The organism is Paenibacillus tuaregi (genome assembly GCF_900086655.1).
GTDB classification, from domain to species: Bacteria; Bacillota; Bacilli; order Paenibacillales; family Paenibacillaceae; genus Fontibacillus; species Fontibacillus tuaregi.
In genome coordinates this window covers 1,654,075-1,678,986 of sequence record NZ_LT575476.1, presented here as the reverse complement: position 1 = coordinate 1,678,986, position 24,912 = coordinate 1,654,075, and the positions used below count along the sequence as shown (strand labels likewise).

Below are 24,912 nucleotides of genomic sequence, written 5' to 3'. Positions count from 1 at the left end.
ACCCGTTCAGGAATTTTAAAATCAGCACGAGTCATTAAAAGAATCAGGGGCCGTCTCAAAAGACGGCCCCTGATTCTTCATAGGAATTCGGTTTGTGCCCAAAAGGCTTCCAGCTCAAACGCCGCTCCCGTCGCTGTTGGTTGTGGATTTCTTGAATTTGCTAAGATGACATCCAAAACCAAAGGAGTCCGCTAGCGTTTGCCCATAGTCTCCTGACGAAGCAAACACTTATATCCTTCTATAGGTCCAAGCCTGCTTCAATAAACACAGTTTTAATTTCGTAAGGCAAGAACTTTAAAGTGATTCGATCTTCTGTCACTGGAATTTCTTCACCGGCTTCTTCCAGAGCATTGGAGTCATATACCCGGTTGATGGAATACGGCCAGCGAAGTGAAATCTCTTCCCGGCCACCTGCGGATTCATAGAACCGGAGGATGAAGCCCTTTCCATCTTCTGCCGGCTTCACGGTGTCCAGCACAACATGCTGGCTTCTTAGCTCCAGAAGTGATCCCATGACTGGAAGTTTCCCTGTGCCTGGAACTGTCCTGCGAACGGGAGCCTCAAGGTTCAGCTCGGCAGCCGCCCGCAGCGTATGGGACTCGCGCCAATCCCCTTCATGCGGAAGCAGCGAATACGTAAATTCGTGCTCTCCCTGGTCTGCCGTCACGTCCGGCCATTTAGGGGCACGGAGCAGCGACAACCGGATTGTGCTGCCCTGAACATCATAACCATATTTGCAGTCATTCAGCAGGCTGACGCCATACCCGTGTTCAGACACATCCGCGAACCGGTGCCCGCAGACCTCATACTGAGCTTGCTCCCAGCTCGTATTCCGGTGAGTTGGCCGCTCTAACGAGCCAAATGGAATCTCAAATGTGGCCTTGTCCGCTACCACGTGGACTGGAAAGCCCACTTTGAGAAGCTTATGGCTTTCCTTCCAGCTAACCCGGGTCTTAAAATCAATCCGACGGTTCTGATGATAGAAAATTAAATCCTGTTCAATTTCGGACTCGTGTATCCGCCAGCGGAATCTGAGAACATCCCTGACAGCTCCCTGAACGAGAACCTGCTTCTCAAGCAGCTCCGGTGTTCCTGCTGGCTGCTCCTCATACCGGTCGTCAATATCCCAGGCATCCCAGAGCGTCGGGCGGTCATGGAAGAAGCCAAACCGGTTCGCACATTCGCCCGGCTTTACGACCTCCCGCCCAGCAGTCTTGTCATACAGGCTGGTGATTTCCCCCAGCTCATTAAAGCGAACCTTATACAGCCCCGTCTCCCAGATATCCTCAAGGGTGGATGCCGCCAGCTCAGCAGGTGCTGCCGTTCCTTTCGGAACAAGCCAGAAGGCTGCATATCCGAATGCCGGGATATCCGGTACCCGAATAGCTATTCCACCTTCTTCAGGATCGGATTGAAGCTCTGTTCCGTTCCAGCCGTACGGAACAAATTGTTGACCCGCATCTATATCCAGATGAATGACTGCACTGCGGCTCCAGCCTAGACTGTTGAAGACCACATAAGGTGTGCCTTCCCGGGCTGGATCTATGTCAACCTGCCCCGCCAGCAGCCCGAGCCCCGTATCCAAGGCAGAGTTCCCCTTGGCGAAGATCGTCTTATACTCTTTCTCTGACGTCTCATACGCTTCCGTGATAGCTGAACCCGGAATAATATCATGGAACTGGTTCAGCAGAATCAGCTTCCATCCATCATGCAGATCGCCTCTAAGCTGCGCCTCCTCCGGCTTCTCCATCCATGGCAGGGCCAGCGAATTCCAGACCTCAGCCTCACGGTAGAGAACCTCGGCCCGGCGGTTATGACGCTTATTGCGCGCATGTGTTGTATAAGTTCCACGGTGAAGCTCCAGATACAGATCACCATGCCAGCTCGGAAGCTTCGGCCGGGACTGGTCAATTCTGTTGAAGAATTCGGCAGCCGTGCTGTGGACAGAAGCGGGCTGTCCGACCATCAGGTCTGACCGGTCGATATACTCAAGCATTTCACGGGTCACGCCGCCTCCGCCATCCCCATGCCCGTACAGGAGCATTTGCTCGGGATGCCGGTCTTTCTCCCGGTAAGATTGCCAATGATCATGTATATCCTTCGGCAGAGTATTTTCGTTAACGCCGTGATTGAGATAGGACAGGATGGGAGTACCATCGATCCCTACCCAGTAAAACAGGTCATAAGGGAACCGGTTCGTATCGTTCCACCCCAGCTTGGTCGTCATAAAATAGTTCACGCCGCCATGCTTTAGGATTTGGGGCAGAGAGGCGCAGTAGCCGAACGTGTCTGGCAGCCACTCAATTGCTGAGGTTCTCCCGAACTCTTCCTGATAGAACCGCTGCCCGTACAGCATTTGACGGATCAGGGATTCCCCGCTGGGGATGTTCAGATCAGGCTCCACCCACATGCCTCCAACCAGCTCCCAGCGCCCTTCCTTGATCCTCGCCTTAACACGCTCATACAGATCTGGGTCGTTTTCTTTCAGAAAAGCGAACAGCTGCGGCTGGCTCTGAGCATACAGATAACCCGAATACTCCTCCATCAGCCGGTCCACCGTTGAGAAGGTCCGACTGGTCTTGCGGACGGTCTCCCGGACCGGCCACAGCCAGGCAACATCAATGTGAGACTGTCCGACCATATGCTCCAGGCCCTCCGCATTGCCCCCTATGTCTTTCACTTCCCGGCGGAGTACAGCTTCAATTTCCGTAATTGCGGCACCTTCCCGGATTGCATCGGAATTCAGACCTATAAAGCGGTCCATCGAGCGGTAAAGAGCCTGGATCAGACGGGTGCGGCGGAAATCCCCCTCGCCCAGCAGCTGCGCCGTGTCTCTAACGACAATCACGGTGTACATGAGGCTTCTTACGGGCTCGTTAGGAAGCACAAGAAGACTCGTTACGGCGCTAATCGGAGGCTGAATAACTGCCTGGCGATTCAGCGGGTCAACCGGCTCAGGTACCGGATCGAACAGTTCAATCTCAAGCTCGGGAGACCTTCCGGTTTGGACAGGGTCCAACGTTACATAAGTATGATTGCGGTCCAGACCTTGATACGATTCACGATTCACCCGCAGCAGTCCTTCACCGCCGGACTCGAACACCAGCCCAAACGGGCCGTCTCCCCATTCGGCGGGAAGCGTAGGCTGGGTCCTGAAGAAATATGTGGTCCCCTGTGTACTGGGGAAAGGATTCAAACTTTCCCCTTCAGGATACGGAAGCTTGTTCTCATACACTCCAGGCAGCTTGTAATAGGCCCGCGTGATCTCCCAGCGAAGCTCGCGTTGATAGAGCCACTGGCATTCCGACAATTCCCGGATAAAACGCCTGATTCGTTCCATTCCCATCAATTCTCCTTCCGGACCCTGAATTCCGCATATAGGGTATCCATTACATTACGGCCAATATGGACCCGGAACATTCCCGGTTCCACTACAGGCTTCATATCCAACCCGATAAATTGGAGATGCTCGCTTCCGATCGTGAAGACTACGGTCCGGGTCTCACCCGGCTTCAATTCAATCTTCTCGAATCCTTTAAGCTCCTTCAGCGGGCGTGTTACCGAGCTGACTACATCCGAGATATACAGCTGAACCACCTCAGCCCCTTCCCGGCTGCCTGTATTCGTGACATCAACTTCAGCCCTTACGGTATCCCCTTCGGAAATCTCGGAAGCAGACAATCTCAGATTGCTGTAGCTGAATGAAGTATAACTAAGTCCGTAGCCGAACGGATATCTTGGGCTTGAGTCCGTCTCCAGATAGCGTTTCCCTCTGGACCGCTTGCCGTTGTAATACACCGGAAGCTGGCCTACATGCTTCGGTATAGAGACGGTCAGCCGTCCAGACGGGTTCACATCCCCGAATAGAATGTCGGCGATTGCATACCCGCCTTCCTGCCCAGGATACCAGGCTTCGAGTATCGCATCCGCATGTTCATCCACCCAAGGCTCGGCGATCGGGCGGCCATTGATATAAACCACAACAACGGGCTTGCCCAGCTTGTGGATTTCCTGCATAAGCTCCAGCTGGACCCCGGACAGCGTAAGCGTCATCCGGTCGATTCCTTCGCCGCAGTCCATATCGCTCCAGGACTCATCCGAAACGGTGGAAGCCCCTGTTCTCAGGTCAATCGTTCCTTCTCCGAAATCCCGGGCACTTGATCCGCCAACCGCCATCACAACGATGTCCGCCTGGCTTGCACAATGGAGTGCTTGCTCGAATCCTTCCTTGGATCCTCCTCTGATTCGGCAGCCTGGCGCGTACAGCACACGTTCCTCATCATCTGGGAACTTGCCGAGAATTCCCCTCAGCAGGGTGGCCACCTTGGATTTCGGCTGAGGTGACGTATAATCTCCCAGTTGGTTGTAACCCTGGTCTGCGTTAGGGCCGATCACTGCAACTCGTCCCGCCGCCTTAGACAGCGGTAGAACACCCTCATTCTTCAGCAGTACTGCTCCCTCCGCAGCGAGCTGCCGGGCCAGCCGAATATGTTCCGGATGGCCGATTACCTCTTCAGCACGCTTGGGGTCTGCATAAGGCTGCTCGAACAGCCCAAGCCGGAATTTCAGCGCAAGCACCCGCCGCACAGCCTGATCAAGCACGTCCATCTCAAGCTGGCCGTCATTCACCGCATCGACCAGATACTTGCCGAACATTTCCCCCGACATTTCCATATCAATTCCCGCGCGTATGGCCTGGATCGCCGCATCCGGTCCGTCTTCAGCAGTATCATGGCCATCTGCCAGCATATTGATCGCTCCACAATCCGTGATAACCATACCATCAAATCCCCACATCTTCCGGAGGACTCCGTCCAGCAGCCCGGTATGCACAGTACATGGAATTCCGTCTATCTCGTTGTAGGCCGGCATAATTGACGCGGCTCCGGCTTCAACTGCCCGTTGGAACGGATACAGGTCCTTCTCCAGCAGCTCCCGCCAGCCCATTTGCGCGGGTCCGGCATTTCTGCCGCCTTCCGGGCTTCCGTAACCCGCGAAGTGTTTCAAGGTAGCCGCTACACTGTTCTGGCTGTCCAGCCCTTCCCCTTGCAGACCTTCAACGGCTGCCGCCGCGAATTCACCGATGAGATACGGGTCCTCCCCGAAGCACTCCTCTGTTCTTCCCCACCGGGGGTCACGGACCACATCAAGCACCGGGGAATACGTCACGGCTCCTCCCTGTGCGCGTGTCTCCTTCGCTACAGCGCGGCACATTTCGCGGTACAATGGAACGTTCCAGGTGCTGCCCAGCAGCAGCGGCACCGGGAACACCGTTCCGTCGATCGCCATATGCCCATGCGAGCACTCTTCCCCGATCAGGATCGGAATGCCCAGCCGGGATTGTTCCACGGCATAACGCTGAATCAGGTTGACCGCCTCGGCACCTTCACGGGCAGACAGCCCGTTCTCTAAGGTTACTCCGGTCCAAGGATCGGCGCGAAGAACACCATACAAGGAACCTACACCGCCTTGAGCCACCTGTTCCTTAAAGGAATCGCTTAACGTAACCGTTCCTTCTCTATTCTCATAGGTTAGCCAGCCAAAAGGCTGCACAAGCTGGCCCACCTTTTCTTCCGTAGTCATAAGCTTGAGCAGATGCTCCACCCGCTCTTCAACTGATTTCGTCTTGTCTTTGTAAGTCAGCACCTGGTTTCGAACCTCCCCGCTATCCAATAGTTTAGTATTTTCTCTATTCTTTGACTGCTCCAACTGTAAGGCCTTGAACAAAGTAACGTTGGAAGAACGGATATGCAAATATAATCGGCAGTGTCGCCAGCACGACCATCGCCATCCGGGATGTATCCTGCGGAATCGATTGAAGAGCCGTCATACTCAGCGAGCTGTTCTGAGAGTTCTGTTGGATGAACTGAATGCTTGACTCGATACGCATCAGCATGGATTGCAGCGGCACCAGGTTCGGGTTCTCAATGTAGAGAAGCGCGTTAAACCAGTCATTCCAGTAGCCGAGTGTACTGAACAAGCCAATTGTGGCAAGTCCCGGAAGGGAGAGAGGAAGTACGATTTTCAGGAAAATATAAAAGTCTCCTGCCCCGTCAATCCGTCCCGACTCAATAATCGCATCCGGCACACTCGTACTGTAGAACGTGCGCAGAATCATAATATAGAAGGCGTTCACCGCGAGCGGCAGCACAAGCGCCCAAATCGTATCTTTAAGACCAAGAAGCTGGGAGACCACCATATAGGTAGGAATCATACCGCCGTTGAACAGCATGGTCAGAATCGCATATACCGAGAAAAAACGGCGGTAGCGGAAGCTCTTTCTTGAAATTGCATAGGCATACACCGAAATCAGCATCAGACTGATTAAGGTTCCCAGCAGCGTAACGAGGATCGTTACCCCGTAAGAACGAAGCAGCATATCTCCAGTCTGGAACACGAACCGGTAAGCCTCCAGACTCCATTTTGCCGGAAGCAGACGATACCCGTCCCGAGCAAGGGTCTTCTCATCGGTTAAGGAAATAATGACAACAAACAAGAACGGGAATACACAGAGAAAAGCAAACAGTCCTGCGATGATGTTCAGCACCACATTCCAGCCGCGCGACACGTTGTGGAAATCCCGCTTTCTTTTAATAACCTCGGCCATAATAGAGCACTCCTCTCATCAAAGTCCTAGAATAAGGCACTGTCTTTATCAATTTTGCGGACCACGAAGTTGGACACCATGACAAGAACGAAGCCTACAACAGACTGGTACAGACCGGCTGCGGTGCTCATTCCAATCTCACCGGTTGTTTTCAAGCCGCGGTATACATAGGTATCAATAACGTTGGTCACAGAGTACAGCGTTCCTGAATCCCTTGGCACCTGATAGAAGAGTCCAAAGTCTGCATAGAATATACGCCCAACTGCCAACAGCGTCATAATGATAATGATTGGCGACAGCATCGGGATCGTGATGCTCCGGATCTGCTGCCATTTGCTTGCACCGTCAATCATAGCAGCTTCATAAAGCGACTTATCGATACCCATGATGGAGGCCAGATATACGACACTGCTGTATCCAACGGCTTTCCACAGATTCACGAGTATCAGAATGTAAGGCCAATACTTGGCTTCCGAATACCACTGAATCGGTTCGGCTCCGAACCAACCCAGAATCTGGTTGAGCATTCCCCGATCCAGGCTCAGGAAGCTGAACGCGAAATAGCCGACAATAACCCAAGATAGGAAGTACGGCAGGAACATCCCCGTCTGGTAGATTTTGGCCATTCTTTTACTCACCAGCTCAGACAGCAGGATGGCCATCGCAACGGAAAGGACAAGGCCTAAGAAGATAAATGCGATATTATAAAGCAGGGTGTTGCGCGTGATGATAAAGGCATCATCCGTAGTGAACAGGAACTTGAAGTTCTTCCAGCCAACCCACTCACTCTTGGCGATACTGGCCCAGAAGCCCTCCCGGCTGAACCGGTACTGCTTGAATGCCACGATGGTACCTACCAAGGGTAGATAGGAGAAGAAGAAGAACCAGATGGCTCCAGGCAGTACCATGAACAGCATGACTTTGTTCTTTACCAGATTCTTGAAAAACTGAACCATAAGTTTCCCTCCCGAAGTGATAATGAAAAGGACCGGGCGACCATTCACCCGCCCGATCCTTCATATGCTCTGTATTTAAGATTTACTTCCCGCCGTTCGCTTTCCAGGCATCAAGCTGGCTTTGGGCTTCAGAAATTACTTTATCAAGTCCGGCCTCTTTGAATTTCGCGATAGCTTTATCCAGATTTGTAGCAGGATCCAGCGTACCGGTCATCAATGCTGCCCAGAACTGCTCTTTCACGTTCTGTACTGCGGCAAGCTCAGAAGAAACCTTGCTGCTGTCAAAGTTAAAGCTGAGGATTGGAGAATTTTTACCTGCTGCATTAAACTTCTTGAACTCATCCCATTTGTTGTCTGGATCGTTCTGGTTCAAGTAGAGCAGCATGTTGTTACCAAGAGAGTAAGATGGCATGTCATAGCTCTTAGAAGCTGGCAGGTTCTCGATATGCTTGTCATTCACTTTCTTGTAATGCTCACCTTCGATACCGGAGTCCACCATGTTGCGAAGAACCGGATCTGTATTAAGCAGATTCAGGAATTCCATCGCCTTCTCCGGATGTTCGGAGTTCGCTGAGATCGCCATAATCGAACCTTGAACAGAAGTGTTTGTGATAATCGCATCACTTGCCGGTGTGGAAACTACAGGATATCCATAGCTTTGAGACCATGCGTTGTCCGCCAGCGGCTGGGTCTGTGCACGGTCAAGGAACCATTTGCCGGAAGTCGTCAAGTCATTGGTTGAGCCTGTAGTTGCTGCTTCTGCAGACACATAACCGGCTTTGTAGTACTTGTGCATCGTTGTCAAAGCTTCCTTCATTTCTGGAGTTTCCAGAATGTTGACAATTTTGTAGTCCTTGGTGTCAAGCTTCACTGCCATTGGAAGATTCTGGATGATGTAGTCATATGGGACATAAGGAACGTACTGCTTATCCATCGAGAATGGCGTTACACCGTTCTCTTTTTCTTTAATAGTTTTAAGCAGTGGCTCCAGGCTGTCCAGGGAGCGGACATTCGAGATATCCAGCTTGTATTTATCAAGCAAATTCTTGTTGAAACGCCATACCTCTTGCTGAGGAAGCTCCTTGTTCGCTGGAATACCATAGTTGTGGCCGTCCACTTTGGAACCGCTCAGGAATGCCGGGTCAATCGTCTTCTTGAGATCCTGACCATACTTCTCGATCAAATCGTCCAGCTTATAGAACGCGCCTTTTCTCGCATTTTGCACATAGTCGAAACCGCCTGCCGAAGTGAAGATAATATCCATCGGTTCACCAGATGCGACATTAACCTGCATTTTCTGAGCATAGTCGCCCCAGTCAATCATCTTCATCTTGATCGTTGCGTTAATTTTCTCTTTGGTATATTTGCTGACCTCCGCCATAACCTTGTCCACATCTTTCTGTGGAGTTCCGATGGTATACCAGATCAGCTCGACCGGCTTGCTATCCGCAGAGCTTGAGCCGCCCTCCGCGCTGTCCTTGCTTCCGCCGCAAGCACTAAGTACAAGCGACAGTGACATGAGAGTCGCCAGTACAAAAGAAAATCTTTTTTTCATCTTGCCCATGTGTGAATCCTCCTTTAAGTTATACATGACTCCCCGTACTTCGTTGTAAAAACCCTGCTGCAGCAAGGCTGCCGCCTCTGTGGTGTTCCCGCAGCAGCTATCTTAACCTTATCGGATGAAAGCATTTTCAAAAAGAAGATAAAATTAATATAATCGGATATAAATTAAAGGAAAAATAAAAACGCTACCAATCATCTCCTAAAAAAGAGGGATACGCTTACATTAATTTATCTGCCCGGAAGTAAAAAAGCATTCCCGGACTGCCTCCCTTGTCAGTCAAGCAGGGAGCCTGCCGGAAATGCTTTCCCAAGTCAGGATAGACCTTTATAATCCGTTGGGGATATCCCCACGTATTTACGAAACTGCTTGTAAAAATACCCTGTCTCCCAATATCCCACATTCCTAGCTATTTCATGTACCTTCATCGTGGTGTTTTTGAGCTGCTCCTTAGCCTTTCCGATCCGGTACCGGTTGATATACTCCGCAAAGGTCTCCCCCGTCTCCTTATGAAACAGCTGGCCCAAATACACCGGGTGAAGATGATAATGCGCACCTAACGTCTTCAGGGACAGCTCGTCAGCATAATGCTCTTCAATATATCCCAGCACCTGGCTGACAATGGGATTCTTCATATCCTTAAGAAGCGAATTTACCGTTTGGCGGGCAACCTCCTTAAGAACTCCTATCAATTCTTCAAAGGTAACACAGCTTCTGACCCGCCCGAGCCCTTCCTGGAACAGCGCCGATTCATCGGTATGTTTAATACCCTCCAGCTCCATCTTAAAGCGGATGATCAGCTCCAACGCCGCATGATGCAGCTCGATTGGCTGAATGCCTTCTTGTTGCTGGAGCTGCTCGAAATCCACTACAATCTGCTCGTCCAGAGCCTGAATGTCCCTGGCTACAATCAGTTTGGCGTAATCTTTCCACTGAATCGGAAATTTCGAGTCCCCGCGGGCATCTCCAGAATCAAGCGTCTGATAATCAATTAGGCTCCGGTCGGGAAATATCATAAAATACTCCATGCATTTCTTCGCTTCGGCATAACAGACCTGAGCTCCCTCAGGCAATCTCCCGACCCGGCTGACTCCCACCTGCGCAGGCTTTCCTTGAGCCGATAACTCCTGTGTATATTCATTCAGCAAGCTGATCCACGTCTGAATCTCTTCCTCCTGCTCAAAAGCAGTGACCAGCACAATATCCCCGTCTACATCATGAAGGACGAACGTCCCGGCTAGGGCTTTAAACTTACGGTTCGCTTCCTCAAACAAGCCGGCCTGGTCTTCAATTCTGCGAAGCGCGGCAACCGCCATATAGGGCCTTTGCAGTGTGATACCGAGCAGTTCCGCCCTCTGGTCAAATTCAGGGTCTGCGATTTGGCCGGTTAGCCACCGGTATAGAGTATTGTCCTTAAGAATCTGAACACTGTATTCATCATACAGCTGGTCAGATTGTGTGCTGTCCAGCTTGGCTACCGTGTTGCGAAGGGTGGATTCCAGTTCCTCCACATTGATCGGCTTGAGAAGGTAATTCTCGATGCCCAGCTGCATGGCTTCTTTCAGGTATTCAAACTCATTAAATCCGCTTAGGATAATGACCTTCAAATCCGGGTGAAGCTTTCTGGCCTCCCGGATTAGACTTAAACCGTTCATGACCGGCATGGAAATGTCTGTGATCAGCACATCTACTGGCCTGGCGGACAGAGCTTCCAGCGCCATCTGCCCATGATCGGCCTGTCCCACAATCTCCATCCCGAACAAAGACCAGTCCAGAATATCGTACAGCCCCTCCAGAATGAAGGGCTCGTCGTCAACGATAAATACTTTATACATGATTACCATCGGCTCCTTCCTGCCCGGGATAATTAACCTCAATCATCGTCCCATCCCCAGGCTGGCTGGTGATAACGATCCCGTACTCGGGTCCATATAGGAACTTAAGCCGGGTATGCACACTGCGAAGGCCGAACATCTGGCCTGTCTCCTCCGGCTGATTGAGCTCCGACATAATTTCACTCATCCGCTCAGGTGTAATCCCCTTGCCATTGTCGGTTACCTTTACCTTGAGCATATTTTCGTGCATCGTAACCTCCATTATCAGCAGATTGTCCTTCCGGTCAGTCCTAAGTCCATGAACGATATAATTCTCAACAATCGGCTGAAGCGACAGCTTCATCACCGTAAGATGGCTGAGCTCCGCCGGAAGATGGATCTCGTAATTGAACTTATCCTTATATCGGATCCGGAACAGCTCCAGATAGAGCCGGCATGCTTCAAGCTCATCCTTCAGTGTGTAAATCTTTTTCTGCTGGACCAGGCTCTTGAACAGAACAGACAGACTATAGATCATGTCGCCTACATCCTTAGCCCCCTGGGACACCGCCCGCATCCGGATCACCTCAAGCGTATTGTACAGAAAATGTGGATTAATTCGTGCCTGAAGAGCAACCAGCTCGGTCTCCTTCTGCTTGATTTCGGCCTTGTACACCCGCTCAATATATTGATTAAGCTCGTCCAGCATCGCATTGAAGCTTCGGGAGATCTGTCCAAGCTCATCGTCCCTCTGGTCGTGAATACGAGCCGCAAAGTCGCCGTTCCTTACTTTCCGGGTGAATTTCACAATCCGGTTTGTACGTTTGGCAAAGTTAACCACGAAAAGCGCCGGGAAGACGACAGCGATCAGGATACAGATTGCAGAGATGGTGATGATTGTATTACGGATTCCCAAGTAAGCCTCGGCTATTTCCTCGCGCGGCGCTGCCCCGATAATCATATAGCCCTCATCAGCGGACACCAGCTTGTTCACATACATGTTCTGGTTCGATCGGAACATTCCCAAGCCGGCGTTGCCTGAGCTGGTGTTGTCGAAGACGGCCTTCGTCTCACTCTCATAGGGGTATTTCTTACCGTAATAACGCCCTTTGGAATCAAACAGTACGTCCCCGTTGGCTGACAGAACCACAATCTCCCCCTTCAGGCTGTTCTGATAATTCGAGAGAGCGCTGGCTATGCTGGTGGAATCCAGATATACCAGCAGCTGACCGTCATTTTTATAGGACCGCTTGTTGTTAATAGGTACACGAATGGCATAGAGGGAGGGGTCCCACTGATCAATTGCCCGCCGAACCCACGCATTCGGGGAAGAGATATTCTTGCTCTCCAGGGCCATGACATCCGGGATATAAGAATGGGCCTGATTGGCCGACAGCTGCCGGAACTGCTTATACTGGTTGAGATTGGACAGGTACTGGCGGTTCGCACTGTACAGCATCAAATTGCGGATATCCGGATTCTGGTCAATCCAATTCTCGAAATACTTCAGCACATCTGTCGAGTAATCATTGCTGTCCCCATAGAACTGATCCATTCTGTACTGGACATACTCGAAATAGGCGTGATTAATGAAGAAGGACACATTCGCAGATAAAGCCTCATTGGTGTACATGTTCCTAACAAGATCTTGAACCGATTGGTACCGCCCATGGATATAGCGGTCAACGCTTTCCATGGCCGTCTTCTGAACATCCAATTCCCGCTGAATGGTCGATTGGGAGATAGATTGAAAAATAAAATAAGACAAAGCTATAATCGTAAGAACGACGATAATTGAAAAGAACAAGAACATCCTCATAAACATGTTGTTCTTGAAATAGGACCTGTACATCATGCCGAATCTCATGCTGGGCCTCCATATATAATATCGGGTAGACAACAGTCTGCACCCGTGAGCGGCGGGCTTCCCGGCGAAAGCGGATTCAAACCGCACATCCATTGTACTCCTTAAGCCCTCGCTGGATAACCACCCGGAATATTTTTCTATAATCTGTACCTGATATCTTTAATTTGAACATATCTCAAACGCCCTTTCTCCCCTTAAAGTAAAAGAAATAAAAAAGCAAGCCTGGACGGTTCTTCCATACTTGCCGGATAAGGTAAAAAGCCCGGGATCAACTCCCGGGCTTCTAACTAATCTATTGTTATATGTCTAACTTGTACCTTGAATAAGCTCCTTCGGACTAAGCGGAATTTCCACCTTGAAGCAGGTTGTCTCGCTGCCGCTCTCTACCTGAATCCGTCCGTTGTAGCCTTCAACCAATTTCTTGACGATAGCAAGGCCCAGTCCGCTGTTGCTGGATTTCGGTTTCGTGGAGAAACCGCGTTCGAAAATCCGCGCCTTCAACTCATCAGGAATCGGTTCGCCGTTGTTGAGTACCTGTATAGTCAGGGTCCTCTGTTCTACCTGGGCCAGAATCGCGACTTTACGGTTGTCCTCAGCCGTCTCCTGCAGCGCATCAAAGGCGTTGTCGATCAGATTGCCCGTAATGCGGACCAGATCGGTAATTTTCAGAATATCCAGGTTCAGCTGATCAAAGCCTTCAAAGTGATATTCCAGGTTGATCGAACGCTCCAGAGCCTGCGCCGATTTCGCCTGGATCAGACCGTTAAAGGCTGGAATCCGGATATCCACAATGTCGTTCAGCGATTTATTAATATGGGTCAGACTGCGCAGATAAGCTTCCAGCTCATCATACTTCTTGATCTTGGCCAATCCGCTCAGCGCAAAGATATGATTGATAAAGTCATGACGGTACTCCTTAACCGTCTTGAACAGGCTGTCAATGTTGCGGAGGTACATGCTCTGAACATCGTCAACGACCTTGGTGTGATTCTTAAGATACCTGCCTACCGCCATAATCATCAGTCCACCTATAATCAGGATGATCAATGCAACGATGGATATCCTCAGTTCCTTCCGGGTCAGGTCCGCGGTCAGCTTATCCATATCAGAGGACACAATGATGAGCATCCGGTCAAACCCTTTATTCACATTGTCCTGGAGGCTGATGGGTGAATACGTTTTTAACACAGAACGGCCGTTGACCTCCATTACCTGATGCACCTTCTCCATCCTGGAGAAGGCCACCTTGGCCATAGCCAAATCATCCTTGGTGCTGTAGTTGTATTTACCGTACAGAAGCTTGCGCTCTGAATGCCACTCCGGATTAGCCTTGTTCGGCGCTTTCCACTCGCCCTGGAGGACTTTGTCGTTCAGAATGCCGATTTCCAGAATCAGGGGATTGCTCCGCTCCTGCTCCTCAATGTTGGACTCTACGCCTGCTTTGTCGCGGAACCGGTTAATAATATTTTCCGAAATGTAGGGGTCAATCAAATAATCTGTGGTCCCGTCGTTATAGTACCCCCACTTGCTGATTCTCTTCGGATCAGAAGTCGAGGTGTCAAATGGCCCTGCCCAGAAGTTGGGTAAATTCTCCCCGAAGTTCTTGATCGGGGTCGCATTATGGTTCTCCATCAATTCCTTAAATACCTGGTTCCATTTCCCTCTGCCCCATTTCTCCGTGGTCATCCCCACTTCCTTCGGATCACTGGACTTGGCGGCAATAAAATTGTTCTCTTCCTTTAAATGCTTGAACAAGGTCAAATTCTCTATCCCTACCTTGTCTCTAACCTTCTGCAGCTGCTCCGTCGTCACGTCTTCAAGCCTAGGAGGCAGCATGTTCTGTGCAGCGATGGCCGCAACCCGCAGCCGCTCAGCCAAGGCCTCTTCGAACAACATTTCTCCCCGTTGGGTAATTTCGAGCGAAGATTTAATGTGGGACGTCATATTCTCTATGCTTTGCTTCTGCCCATCCAGCAGGGCATCCTTCATGGTATAGTAGTAGATGCCGTTCAAAAAAATGAGCAGGAACCCCATTACCAGTATGTATACAATCATTAACCTCTTGAATCCTATCTTCATTTAAACAGTCCCTCTCTAATCTCACCCGGATCATACTACTATATTAATCGACAAATTTCATCTAAATATGACACAAAAGTTACAAACCTAAAAACTTCATCAAACTGCCTTTTTTAGAGACGTTTACTGTGTATACATCCATCGTATTATGTCTTTCCAGGAAAGAAAGGTATAAAATTCTATACTCGACCGATCCATGCACGGGAGGCCGATGGGCCAAACTTCAGCTGTACTGATTGCTTCCCCTATGTTCTGAACCCCTCTCTACAACGGGTCTTTCGGGTTACTTCCAGATATATCTGTAACAAAAGACCCGGACCAAAGAAAATGGAGTCTTAGGCCGGGTCTTGCGCAGACTGACTATGAAGTTACGGCTTATTTCCCTATGAAAAATATACCATAGATGGGGGTGAGTTGATAGAAAAAGAAAGAGCGCGAGCTGAACCAGCTTACAATATTTTATTTGGTACTGTTTGACAAACCCAACTACCTTGCAATACAATATAGCTACACTATTATGCATTGCAAAGTAGGTGACAGGACTGAACGACAAATCACAATTGTTAAAGGGAACACTTGAAGGATGCATCCTTAAAGTGATTAGTATCCGCGAAACGTATGGTTACGAAATATCTGAGAAGCTTACCGAGCATGGGTTCCCCAATATTTCGGAAGGAACGATCTATCCACTCCTGATGCGTCTTGAGAAGAATGGGTTCATTACTGCCAATTACAAGCAGTCTTCTCAAGGTCCTAGACGAAAATATTTTAATTTGACCGAAGCAGGTTTGCGTGAGCTGGATGCCTTTTGGGAGAGATGGATACTACTTGAGCATGCAATTCATCAATTATTCAATCTAAAGGAGGGAATGTCTAATGATAGCTCCAATTATCACCAAGCTGAGAAAAAGTAATAACGAGCTGGACCATAAATTGACCAGTACGAACAAAAAGATATTAACTGACATGATCGTCTACCTGCGTGTCAGCCGCATTCCCGATCGGCAGGTTGAACACATCCGGCAGGATTTGCTGCACATGATCTTGGATGCGCAGGAACGCGGCCAGGACATATCATCTGTGATCGGAATGGATTACAAAGTGTTCTGTGACGAGATTATTGCCAACGCCGCATCTAAAACCCTTATGGACAAAGTAAGGGAATCCATTGCTATTATTTTTAGCTGCATCGCTGTGCTTTTGTTTATCCAGCTTATTTTTTCCGGATTTCTAGTTTCGTGGGTACGCAGCGGGTTTTCTCTTACAGAGGTTGATTTTAATATTCCGATCAGCTTGGGATTCGTGTTGTCCGTCATCGTTTTCTTATCTGCAGCCTGGATTATTGTCATATTCATTGGGAAGCATGCATTCGGGCTGACAGAAATGGAGAATAACAACAAATCCCAATCGAAAGCATATTATAGAAAAAGAATTCTCATAGGCACCACCATTGGTCTTGCCTTGGCCATCTTCTTCTTCGTTCAGTTCAAGCTGAATGAAATTACTTTATTCTCAGTCCATGCATTTGTCCTGAGATCTGCTTAGGACAAATATAAAATTATAAATCCTCAACAGTTTCTTCAAATGTTTTAAAATAATCATAAATAGATCCAGAATTAGGATAGTCCAAAAAGCTTCTAACTATTTTATAAGGATTTTTTTTGAAAGCTTCGTGTCCTCCGATTCTCTTGATAATCGGCAGTCCATTTTCATCCTTTCCCCATTCCCCTCTCAAATGCCGAACTATTATCTCCCCAAAATAATAAGATGAATAAAGGATATATTCTTCTTTTGGGTCCCGCAGCAATATGTTTTCTAAATCTTTTAACGATTCTAGAATAGCCACATTTAACCCATTTTTCTCAATAAACTCTTTAGATTGCTTTATCATCTCTTCACTCAGCAGTTCGCTAAGCTTAGAACCTCTCCGGTCTTCAGGTCTGTTCATCTCGAACCAAGGAAGAGCCTGATTAATAGTGATGTCCAAAATTAGATTCAGAGTATTTCTTAGCGATGTCTCATCCTCGTAGAAGTGCCATTCCTCTCCACGGATTCCGATCAACCGGAAACTACTGATGCTATCGCTACCATTATAGTAGGAAGCTCTAATGGCATTCTTGTTCCAATTGCTTTTATCAATAGCTATATACTCTTTGTAATATTCACATTTTCGAATATAAAGCCACTCATCCGGTTCTTTGTGATACTCAAATCCTCTCTTTTGAAGCGGTTCAGAAAGTACTTGTTGAATTACTTTACCTAGTTTCATTATTAAAGGGTCTCCTTTACAAACTACACTCTCGCTTAATCTCTTATTTTATTTAGTAAATTAGCTGCTGTGTTTCCCAGTTCTTCAAGTTCTTCATCTTTTGTTGGATCAAATTACTATTAGGTAACCTATTTACTAATCCTTCTAGTAAAAAATACTTCCATTGCCCATCATTTGTTTGAAGCACTTTGTGAATATGAGGTATTAGCTCCTCATCAAATCTGAGTAAAATATTTTCAATTGAATGAGAAATTCCTTGATATATTTAAGTTCCTTAGCTCTAGGTTTGTTTAGCGTACAACTAAATATCTCTAAAATTAACAGCGGCCGAAATTCCTTAATGGCACAATCAATTCCACTCGAAAAAACCACCTGGAGTTGTAACATCCCATGTGGCTCATAGAGAATTTATCGTTTATGAGGGTTGCAACCAACATGTAGATCCATGAACTTTTCTTGCTTTCTACAACTTTATGGAACGAAATTATTCTTAATTGGCGGGCTTGCGTCCCATTTTATCAGTTTTATGCTGTATTCCTCAAGCAGCTGCCTTTCGGTTACTAGTCCACTAGTCGTGATTTTACCCTCTATTGTTTTATATAATGCATCAGGAAAACTGCTATCATTCCTTCCATGACTTGAATCAGAATTACTAGGATGAGAATCACCCATGTAATATTCCGCACTTCCAGGGAAAAAGAATATCTCCGTTGAGTCACTCGGTTGTATTAGTGTTATCTCTTCTTTCCCGCTTGCTAATTTCTCTTTCCATTTGCGAAATTTCCCACGACCTTCATCAGAACCAACGCCATCATATTCACATATTAAAGTATCTTGAATAACCTTTCGCTGCCCATTAATTTCGTATTCCAAACGAAATGGAAATTCCCCATATTTGATCGCAGGTTGAGGCGGATTAGGTAAAGAATTAATTCCGACAAATAAGAGTGACCAGGGCAATACCAAAAAAAATAATAATGTAACCACCGACAAAACTATGAGACCAACCACACTGACGAATATTTTTTTCAATGACACTCCGCCCCCGAGAGCATCCTTAAAGTGATTTTGAGAAAGTTTATTCATAACTTTACCTCTCCCTTTTATAAACCCAAAAACTGATTTATATTACGTCAATATATATCCAGTTCTTCTTGCTGACAGCACTTCTTAGAATTGAATTTAGTAGTAGTATTTAAACATATTTGAAAGAGCAACTTTATTATTATCGTTCAACTCAATCATTTTGGAAACGGGTGTTTTTTGTCGAAATTCAAAGAATTCCTCACCTCACTTTAACCAAAACAAAAACCACCCCCGACGAACCTGACGATTCGTCGTGAGGTGATTGATATAACCAAATTAAGCTTGTTCAGAATTCATACAACTGCATTTGGAAAATCCGAATTACTTCAGCTGCCACAAAGCAGGCACATTGGCCGGTTCCCAGCCAACCAGGGAAGTATGTGACTGGCGGCAAACGTAAGTTTTGCCGTTGTACGTTACTTCGTCCCCGGTCTTGTAGCTAACATTTGGTGCCCAAGCCCCGGCACCGCTCTGGGCATCCGTAGTCACGCTGACACTGGTGCCTGCGGATACATTCCCTGCAGCATCCTTGGCAGTCACGGTGAACTGGTAGCTGGTAGTTGGTGTAAGCCCGTTAATTACTGCTGTTGTGCTGGTCACATTCAGCGATTGATTACCATAGCTGACGGTGTACCCGGTAACACCGACATTATCTGTAGAAGCAGTCCAGCTTAAAGTAACGCTGGTTGCGGATTTCGCTGTTACCTGCACATTGCCCGGTGCGGACGGAGCAGTCTGATCGCCGCCTGGGCTTGCCGCATTTGTCTTTACGGTAAGCGGCGTGCTAGCCGCGGATTGGTTGCCCTTCGCATCCTTCGCCTTTACGGTGAAGACATAGGAAGTATCCGGAGTAAGTCCAGTAATGGAGGCGCTTGTGCCCGTCACATTCACCGACTGATCACCGTAGCTGACGGTGTACCCGGTAACGCCCACATTATCTGTGGAAGCAGTCCAATTCAAATTAACACTGGTTGAGGTTTTGGAGACAGCCACTACGTTAGTTGGAGCGGTTGGCGGCTCCGTGTCCTGCCCCGGAGAGGTCATATTATCCAAATATGCACGGTGCGCATTGGAGAATTCGAAGTTGTTGAACTTGTCCCAGTTAATGGACCAGGTCATTACACCCCGGAAGCCCGGGTAGCCGGTCGTGCTGCCGCGGGTCTTATAGCTGGAGAGCTGGATACCTTTCGTCAGGGCGTCCAGTGCTTTTTGCACCTCAGCAACAGAAGTGAAGCCTCCGCCCGCATTCGCATTTGCCGGCAGTCCAAGCAGCACCTGATCCGGGCGCAAGGCCGGGAAAACACGGTTCGGATTCTTGGCAACCGGGAAGCCGGTCAGCAGCATATCCGCCATTGCAACGTGGAAGTCGGCTGTTCCCATGTTGTGATACTGGTCATCTAGTCCGGTAATTGGCCCGGAGTTATAATTCTGCACCTGCAGCCAATCGAGGATATCGCGGGTCGCATAGATGACCGGAAGGTAAGATCCCGCACGGGTATCACAGCTCAGGCAGCTGCCGCCGTAGAAGGAATAACCCAGCTGCACGAAGAAGGTCTCCGGCGCCATGGTCAGGTAGAATTTGTCCGAACCAAAATGGTTGTTGATCGTACGCAGAGCCGAGATCAGATTCACAATAACCGGAGTTGTCGGGTTTTTGAAATCACTGTCTCCCGAGTTCAGGAACAGAGAATGGCCTTCAAAGTCCACGTCAAGTCCGTCGAAGCCGTATTTTTCAATAATTGCGGTTACGGAATTTACGAAATTATCCCGGGCTGCCGTGTTAGGAAGCTGAACCTGTCCATTGGCTCCCCCGATTGAGATAATGACCTTCTTGCCCTGACTCTGCAGATATGCCACATCCGCCTTGAAATCGGCATCCGTATAATTGTACGGTGTGAATCCAATCGTTCCGTTCGTAACACCAGAAGTTGGCTCGGCAAAAGACACATTGATTACATCGAACTTAGGCGACACATCCCGCAGCTTGATAAAGCCTGAACCGTTGTCGAAATTATGCCAGTAGCCTACTATGGTCTTGCTTGCCACAGCGGCTTCCGCTTTCGAAGTGCCCACACCCGCAAATTGAACCAGCGACAGGATCAGCACACCCATCATGACCGTTATCCATGACTTGCGCGTAGTTATTCGGTTGACATGCATTCTCGTAATTCTCCTCCTTTTATATAGAAGCTATATGAACCAGAAACAAGTTATATCTGCACTAGACAGATATCCGGCACCACCTCCCTTTGAAATTGTATTTAATGCAGGCGTAGGAATAAATGACTTAGCGGCTGTCCTTACAACTATATGAAACCGCTTTCTTATCTATCATTATCAAGAATACGGGAACTAGATATAAGGGGGAATATATCACAATCGGGGATAAATTCCTCTACAATTGGCGTGGCACCCTATTCCTCTCTTCATCTGCCTCCAAGTCCGAAATTTAAAATTAGATTTTATTGCATGCGGTATAAAAAAGATGCCTTACTTCCCACTATGCCGGGAGGTAAAGCATCTTCTAAAAGGCGTTTGAAACCCTTACAGCTGTCTCATCTGGGCTCTTCACCCGCTTGCTGACTTCTTCTTTGGCAAATTCTTCGCCTTCTCTGAATTATGGCGTATGGCGTCCAAAATACTGAATCGTGCCTTTAGGGAAAGAATTCCACTCTCCAGCAAGACTGTAAGACGAAGATCCGGTTCTTATGCCTGATTTACGAATAATAGTTCCGTCATTGGGCATAAACTGGGTTTTGCCATCCGGGTCTCCCAGCACATCCATAGTTACGCCATTCTTCTTAAGGACATAACCTGTAGTTACATTGGTGTTCGTCTGGGCCAAGCCCCGCGGATCTGTCCCAAGCTCTACGTTGTAATAAGCTACGTTAACGAGATCAAAAAAGTCATAGAAAATGGGATCAATAAATATAAAGGGCATCCCCTTATAAAACTTGTCAATAGGCTGGGACCAAATTTTAGGTGTACCTGTCGCTGTATTATACTGATGAACCTCAAGAGAGTATCCCGCATTTTCTATAGGCACAGACGTGTCTCCTACCGGATTATAGAAAAGCTCTATAGCCGTACGGGTTTTATCCAAGGACATATACTGTGAGAAATACAGCTCTTCTGGTCCTTGAGGGCTTGCGGACACTTGGAATACAGCGGCAGTACCGTTCGCCCCGATTACCCAATAGTATTGAAGAGGATCGCCGTTCCAGGTCCACATCGTGCCGTTAAGCGGAATCGGTCCCACAAATGTAGAGTCTGCCGTACCCGAATAGACTTTAAATGAGGTTTCCCCCGGAAACACCGTTGACAAGTCATAAGTAATTGGATCGTTGACCCCCTGCTTCGTTCGGATTTGAACAATTCCATTAGTCGCAAGAGGAGCATTCGTTACTCGAAAATCATAAGCGGCTGTTCCACCATTTCCGTCATCCGCTGTAATCGTTACCTTGGTGCTTCCCGCTTGGGTACCTGGGGTAAGGTCCAGCATTCCGCTATGAACCGCTGCGTTCACCACACTTCCTGATTCTGACACAGCAGTAAAGGTCATGGCATCCCCATCAGCGTCGCTGAACAATTGAGTTAAGTCATACGTTCTTGGGTTAGTAACCCCAGTAGTCAGCACTTGTTCATAAATTGACGCCTGAACCTCTGGCGGATGATTGGAGGACGGAGTGGATGAACCTGCTGATTGGACGTTTATTTTGAAGGAAGTTGAAGCTTCCCCTCCGTGACCATCCACAGCCTTAACACCAATGGTTGCTGTTCCTGCCTTCAGAGCCTGAATCTTTAATTGAGCTCCATCCACTTCTGCTGTGGCAACCAAAGAATCCGAAGAGGATGCCTCATAAGTTAGTGGGTCTCCGTCAGGGTCCGTAAACACGGAGCCAAGATCAAGAGAATAAACCGGATCGCCTACTGTAAGCGTCTTGTCTGCCGGCTGAATTTCGACTGGACTCTGATTCAGCTTGGCTTGATCCGTAACAACGGCCTGGAAGCTGACTACAGTTTCCCCTCCCCGGCCATCTGCAGCTTTGACAGATACCGAAGTACTGCCCGTCATTAACGGTGTAAGAGTAAGGACATCGCCATTGACAGCTGCCTTCATAACATTCGGGTCGGAAATTTCCTGCACACTATAAGTTAAGGTATCGCTGTCGGGATCCGAGAAATATTGATTTAAGGATAATTGGATATCGCCTGTGTTTATTTCTTTGGTCTGATTAGGAATCACTACAGTGGTCGGAGGTTCGTTGACCGTTATATCAAAATCAGTCGAAGCCTCGTTTCCTCCACCATCCGATCCTTTCAAAGTGATTTTAGCTGTTCCTGATGAAAGAGCATGAACCACAGCTTGGTTCCCGTTAACCGATACAGTCGCAACAGATGAGTTCGAGGATTCCGCTGTAATATGGACGGGATCGCCATCCGGATCAAGGAATACCTGTGACAGGTCAAGGATGTAATCGGCATCGCCTACAGTAATGAGCTGGTTAGCAGGCTTCTGATTAACTACCGGGTCTCTGTTAGCGGCAGACGTTACCTCCAATTGAAACGGCTGATTCGTAATGCCTCCCCATCCATCAGATGCCTTGACTGTAACTTGGGCTTGCCCTGTCTTTATCGGAGTGATGACCAATTGATCACCAACCAGGGTAAATGTGGCAATGGATGGATCATTAATAGCAGCTTCATAAGTCAATGGATCATTCTCAGAATCCGTGAAAAATGCTCCTAAAGATAAAGTGAGGTCGCCGCTCCCTAACTGTTTCGTCTGAGCAGGAATGCTTGACGACACTGGGGGCTCATTAACGCGGACCTTGAAGCTTGTTCCCGCCTTTTTCCCAGCCTGGTCATCCGCCGCTATCGTAATCGTAGCCGTTCCTTTGCCGACCGCTTTTATATATAAGTCTGTCCCTTCTAATCTCACGGAACAAATGCTTGAACTTGAAGATACCGCCGTATATTTAAGTACGGATTGCTCCGCATCTACGAAATGTCCCAGCAGATCGACCAGCAGTTCTGGCTCGCCTGTCGTCATCGCTTGATCACTGTATTTCGTCTTTAAGACAGGTGCCGTATTCGTCACAACTGGTGTTGACGAGCCTTGGGATGCACCCGATGTTGTACCAGATGCACTTGGGCTGCCAGTCACAGTTGCCGAGGAAACACCTTGTGCTAATGAAGTATTCACAATCTGACTAGATGAGCTTACGCTGATATTTGCAGAAGGATTGTTTACTTGCAGGTTAGAAACGGTACCGGACACTCCCAAGGTGATTGGAGAAGCATTATTTACAACCATAGTATTAATAGAGGCTTGTCCTGTAAGAGTCAAAGGCTGATCACTGTTGACTGACAATTGCTGAATATTCCCCTGTAATTTGACTTGCTGAGCACCGCTAAGGATGCTCACCTGCTTCAGCGCAGAGGATGAATCGTTCTCTATCGTAGCGTTTGAAGTCAATGTCATGTTGGCAACGTTCGAACTGCCTTGAGTAACCACATGTACATCTTGTTTAGAAACCTCAACATGGCTCAGCTCAGATCCGTCAAACAGCACCGTGTCTTGGTCGCCGCCCTGAATAGATGTTTTCCCAAGGACCGTCAGCTTGGAGGCATAGAAATCATGCCCCAGATTTTTCGTAATTGTCAGATCCCTCTTAACGTTCAGGTTACGAATGGAAATATAATCGCCGTCAACGATCAGATCTCCATTCACCACTGCATCGTGTCCCTCTAACACCAGATTTCCGCTGAATTCAGAGGCTTGCCCTGAAGCGGCTCGTCCGCTCGCATGAATCACAAGTTTGGAGATTGATTGAACAGTGCCCTTCGAGGCCTCAAATTGGATTTCGGCTCCCTTCAGAACATCCTGGTTAGAGGCTTGCAAAATTCCTTTTACTGAATCCGCAAGTCTGTATTCAATTCCGTTAATCAAGACCTTGCCGTCCTCCACTTTCTGGAGCTGGGCCAAGTGGTTCTCCGGGAAAAAGGTAGCCATCAAAAAACGGGCGATATCTTGACGCTGCACGGGAGATCCGGGCTTGAATACGTTCTGCTCCGCAGCCATAGAACCTGATTGTAAGGCTAGATTTACGTAAGGCCGGGCCCATGAACTGACACGGCTCCAGTCGGTAAGCTTAGCAGATTCGGTGGCCTCCACTGTGACAGTTAGCCCCGCGGCACGCATAAGCAGTACCGCTGCCTCCTCCCTGGTCACTGCGGCTTTAGGTCTGAATTTGAGGCTGCCGTCTCCATTCATGAGTCCCGCGCGATGAACCGCTTCAATGTATGGACTGGACCAGCTCTTTGCATTAACATCCGAAAAGCTGCTTTTAGCTGCTTTGGAAACAGGAAGATGAAGGGCCTGGGTCAACAGGACGGCCATCTCCTGACGGGTTAACAAATCCGTCGGGCGATATGATCCTGCAGGGTCGCCATGCAGAAGCCCGGCTTCAACGGCCTGCAGGATGCTTGTTCTTTGCTCTGCAGCCAGACTGCTGATGTCGTTAAATGGCAAGTTGGCCCCGGCCGCTCTGCTCGATGAACCACTGGCTGCCTGTGCAATCGGCTGCAAAGCCGTCGGGGCTACAAGAGCGGCTATAGCTAATGCAGCCAGCCATTTGTTTGTTTTTGAATTCATGGCGTTCCCTCTATT

General features: G+C 48.5%; 15 protein-coding genes. 2 read left to right on the top strand and 13 right to left on the bottom strand.

Going from position 1 to position 24,912, the window contains the following annotated elements:
- Positions 1–238: 238 nt before the first annotated feature.
- The 8 genes from BN6628_RS07555 to BN6628_RS07520 form a co-directional block, all read right to left on the bottom strand.
- On the bottom strand, positions 239–3,340 hold the full coding sequence (locus tag BN6628_RS07555) for an alpha-mannosidase (RefSeq protein ID WP_068622074.1): 3,102 nt from the start codon (positions 3,338–3,340) through the stop codon (positions 239–241).
- A gap of 5 nt (positions 3,341–3,345) precedes the next feature.
- The gene (locus tag BN6628_RS07550) at positions 3,346–5,646 is read right to left on the bottom strand and encodes a glycoside hydrolase family 3 N-terminal domain-containing protein (RefSeq protein ID WP_235847595.1); all 2,301 of its coding nucleotides are present in this window, start codon (positions 5,644–5,646) and stop codon (positions 3,346–3,348) included.
- A 43-nt stretch (positions 5,647–5,689) separates the two neighbouring features.
- Complete coding sequence (locus tag BN6628_RS07545; protein ID WP_068616104.1) at positions 5,690–6,607, bottom strand: carbohydrate ABC transporter permease; 918 nt, start codon at positions 6,605–6,607, stop codon at positions 5,690–5,692.
- Between the two features lie 26 nt (positions 6,608–6,633).
- Positions 6,634–7,563, bottom strand: a complete 930-nt coding sequence (locus BN6628_RS07540; protein WP_068616102.1) for an ABC transporter permease — start codon at positions 7,561–7,563, stop codon at positions 6,634–6,636.
- Positions 7,564–7,645: 82 nt separating this feature from the next.
- Positions 7,646–9,127 (bottom strand): ABC transporter substrate-binding protein, encoded by a 1,482-nt coding sequence (locus BN6628_RS07535; protein ID WP_068616101.1) that lies wholly within the window; start codon positions 9,125–9,127, stop codon positions 7,646–7,648.
- Positions 9,128–9,438: 311 nt separating this feature from the next.
- Positions 9,439–10,959, bottom strand: coding sequence for a response regulator transcription factor (locus tag BN6628_RS07530; RefSeq protein WP_068622070.1), 1,521 nt, complete (start codon positions 10,957–10,959; stop codon positions 9,439–9,441).
- Entirely contained in the window at positions 10,952–12,805 is a 1,854-nt protein-coding gene (locus BN6628_RS07525) for a sensor histidine kinase (protein ID WP_068616099.1), read from the bottom strand. The genes BN6628_RS07530 and BN6628_RS07525 overlap by 8 nt, the downstream gene beginning before the upstream one ends.
- A gap of 306 nt (positions 12,806–13,111) precedes the next feature.
- The gene (locus tag BN6628_RS07520) at positions 13,112–14,884 is read right to left on the bottom strand and encodes a sensor histidine kinase (RefSeq protein WP_068616098.1); all 1,773 of its coding nucleotides are present in this window, start codon (positions 14,882–14,884) and stop codon (positions 13,112–13,114) included.
- A gap of 542 nt (positions 14,885–15,426) precedes the next feature.
- Here BN6628_RS07520 and BN6628_RS07515 point away from each other — a divergent pair.
- Entirely contained in the window at positions 15,427–15,798 is a 372-nt protein-coding gene (locus BN6628_RS07515) for a PadR family transcriptional regulator (protein WP_068622068.1), read from the top strand.
- Positions 15,761–16,429 carry a hypothetical protein gene (locus tag BN6628_RS07510; protein WP_068616096.1) on the top strand — a complete coding sequence of 223 codons (669 nt, stop codon included), beginning with the start codon at positions 15,761–15,763 and terminating at the stop codon, positions 16,427–16,429. Before BN6628_RS07515 ends, BN6628_RS07510 begins: the two co-directional genes overlap by 38 nt.
- A gap of 13 nt (positions 16,430–16,442) precedes the next feature.
- Here the strand turns inward: BN6628_RS07510 and BN6628_RS07505 are convergent, their stop codons facing one another.
- The 5 genes from BN6628_RS07505 to BN6628_RS07485 all read right to left on the bottom strand — a co-directional run bounded on the left by BN6628_RS07505 (position 16,443) and on the right by BN6628_RS07485 (position 24,897).
- Positions 16,443–17,153, bottom strand: coding sequence for a hypothetical protein (locus BN6628_RS07505; protein WP_068616094.1), 711 nt, complete (start codon positions 17,151–17,153; stop codon positions 16,443–16,445).
- A gap of 52 nt (positions 17,154–17,205) precedes the next feature.
- The gene (locus tag BN6628_RS26935; protein WP_392397657.1) at positions 17,206–17,394 is read right to left on the bottom strand and encodes a DUF5071 domain-containing protein; all 189 of its coding nucleotides are present in this window, start codon (positions 17,392–17,394) and stop codon (positions 17,206–17,208) included.
- 230 nt (positions 17,395–17,624) lie between these two features.
- Positions 17,625–18,239 carry a hypothetical protein gene (locus tag BN6628_RS07495; RefSeq protein ID WP_235847594.1) on the bottom strand — a complete coding sequence of 205 codons (615 nt, stop codon included), beginning with the start codon at positions 18,237–18,239 and terminating at the stop codon, positions 17,625–17,627.
- A 321-nt stretch (positions 18,240–18,560) separates the two neighbouring features.
- On the bottom strand, positions 18,561–20,399 hold the full coding sequence (locus BN6628_RS07490; RefSeq protein ID WP_068616090.1) for a fibronectin type III domain-containing protein: 1,839 nt from the start codon (positions 20,397–20,399) through the stop codon (positions 18,561–18,563).
- 457 nt (positions 20,400–20,856) lie between these two features.
- Entirely contained in the window at positions 20,857–24,897 is a 4,041-nt protein-coding gene (locus tag BN6628_RS07485; protein WP_068616088.1) for an S-layer homology domain-containing protein, read from the bottom strand.
- Positions 24,898–24,912: the final 15 nt, after the last annotated feature.

Bases quoted from the DNA above. Each gene is read 5' to 3' on its own strand.
- BN6628_RS07495 (WP_235847594.1), bottom strand. From the start codon at position 18,239: ATGAATAAACTTTCTCAAAATCACTTTAAGGATGCTCTCGGGGGCGGA.
- BN6628_RS07525 (WP_068616099.1), bottom strand. From the start codon at position 12,805: ATGAGATTCGGCATGATGTACAGGTCCTATTTCAAGAACAACATGTTT.
- BN6628_RS07545 (WP_068616104.1), bottom strand. From the start codon at position 6,607: ATGGCCGAGGTTATTAAAAGAAAGCGGGATTTCCACAACGTGTCGCGC.
- BN6628_RS07535 (WP_068616101.1), bottom strand. From the start codon at position 9,127: ATGGGCAAGATGAAAAAAAGATTTTCTTTTGTACTGGCGACTCTCATG.
- BN6628_RS07520 (WP_068616098.1), bottom strand. From the start codon at position 14,884: ATGAAGATAGGATTCAAGAGGTTAATGATTGTATACATACTGGTAATG.
- BN6628_RS07540 (WP_068616102.1), bottom strand. From the start codon at position 7,563: ATGGTTCAGTTTTTCAAGAATCTGGTAAAGAACAAAGTCATGCTGTTC.
- BN6628_RS07485 (WP_068616088.1), bottom strand. From the start codon at position 24,897: ATGAATTCAAAAACAAACAAATGGCTGGCTGCATTAGCTATAGCCGCT.
- BN6628_RS07555 (WP_068622074.1), bottom strand. From the start codon at position 3,340: ATGGAACGAATCAGGCGTTTTATCCGGGAATTGTCGGAATGCCAGTGG.
- BN6628_RS07530 (WP_068622070.1), bottom strand. From the start codon at position 10,959: ATGTATAAAGTATTTATCGTTGACGACGAGCCCTTCATTCTGGAGGGG.
- BN6628_RS07490 (WP_068616090.1), bottom strand. From the start codon at position 20,399: ATGCATGTCAACCGAATAACTACGCGCAAGTCATGGATAACGGTCATG.
- BN6628_RS07510 (WP_068616096.1), top strand. From the start codon at position 15,761: ATGATAGCTCCAATTATCACCAAGCTGAGAAAAAGTAATAACGAGCTG.
- BN6628_RS07505 (WP_068616094.1), bottom strand. From the start codon at position 17,153: ATGAAACTAGGTAAAGTAATTCAACAAGTACTTTCTGAACCGCTTCAA.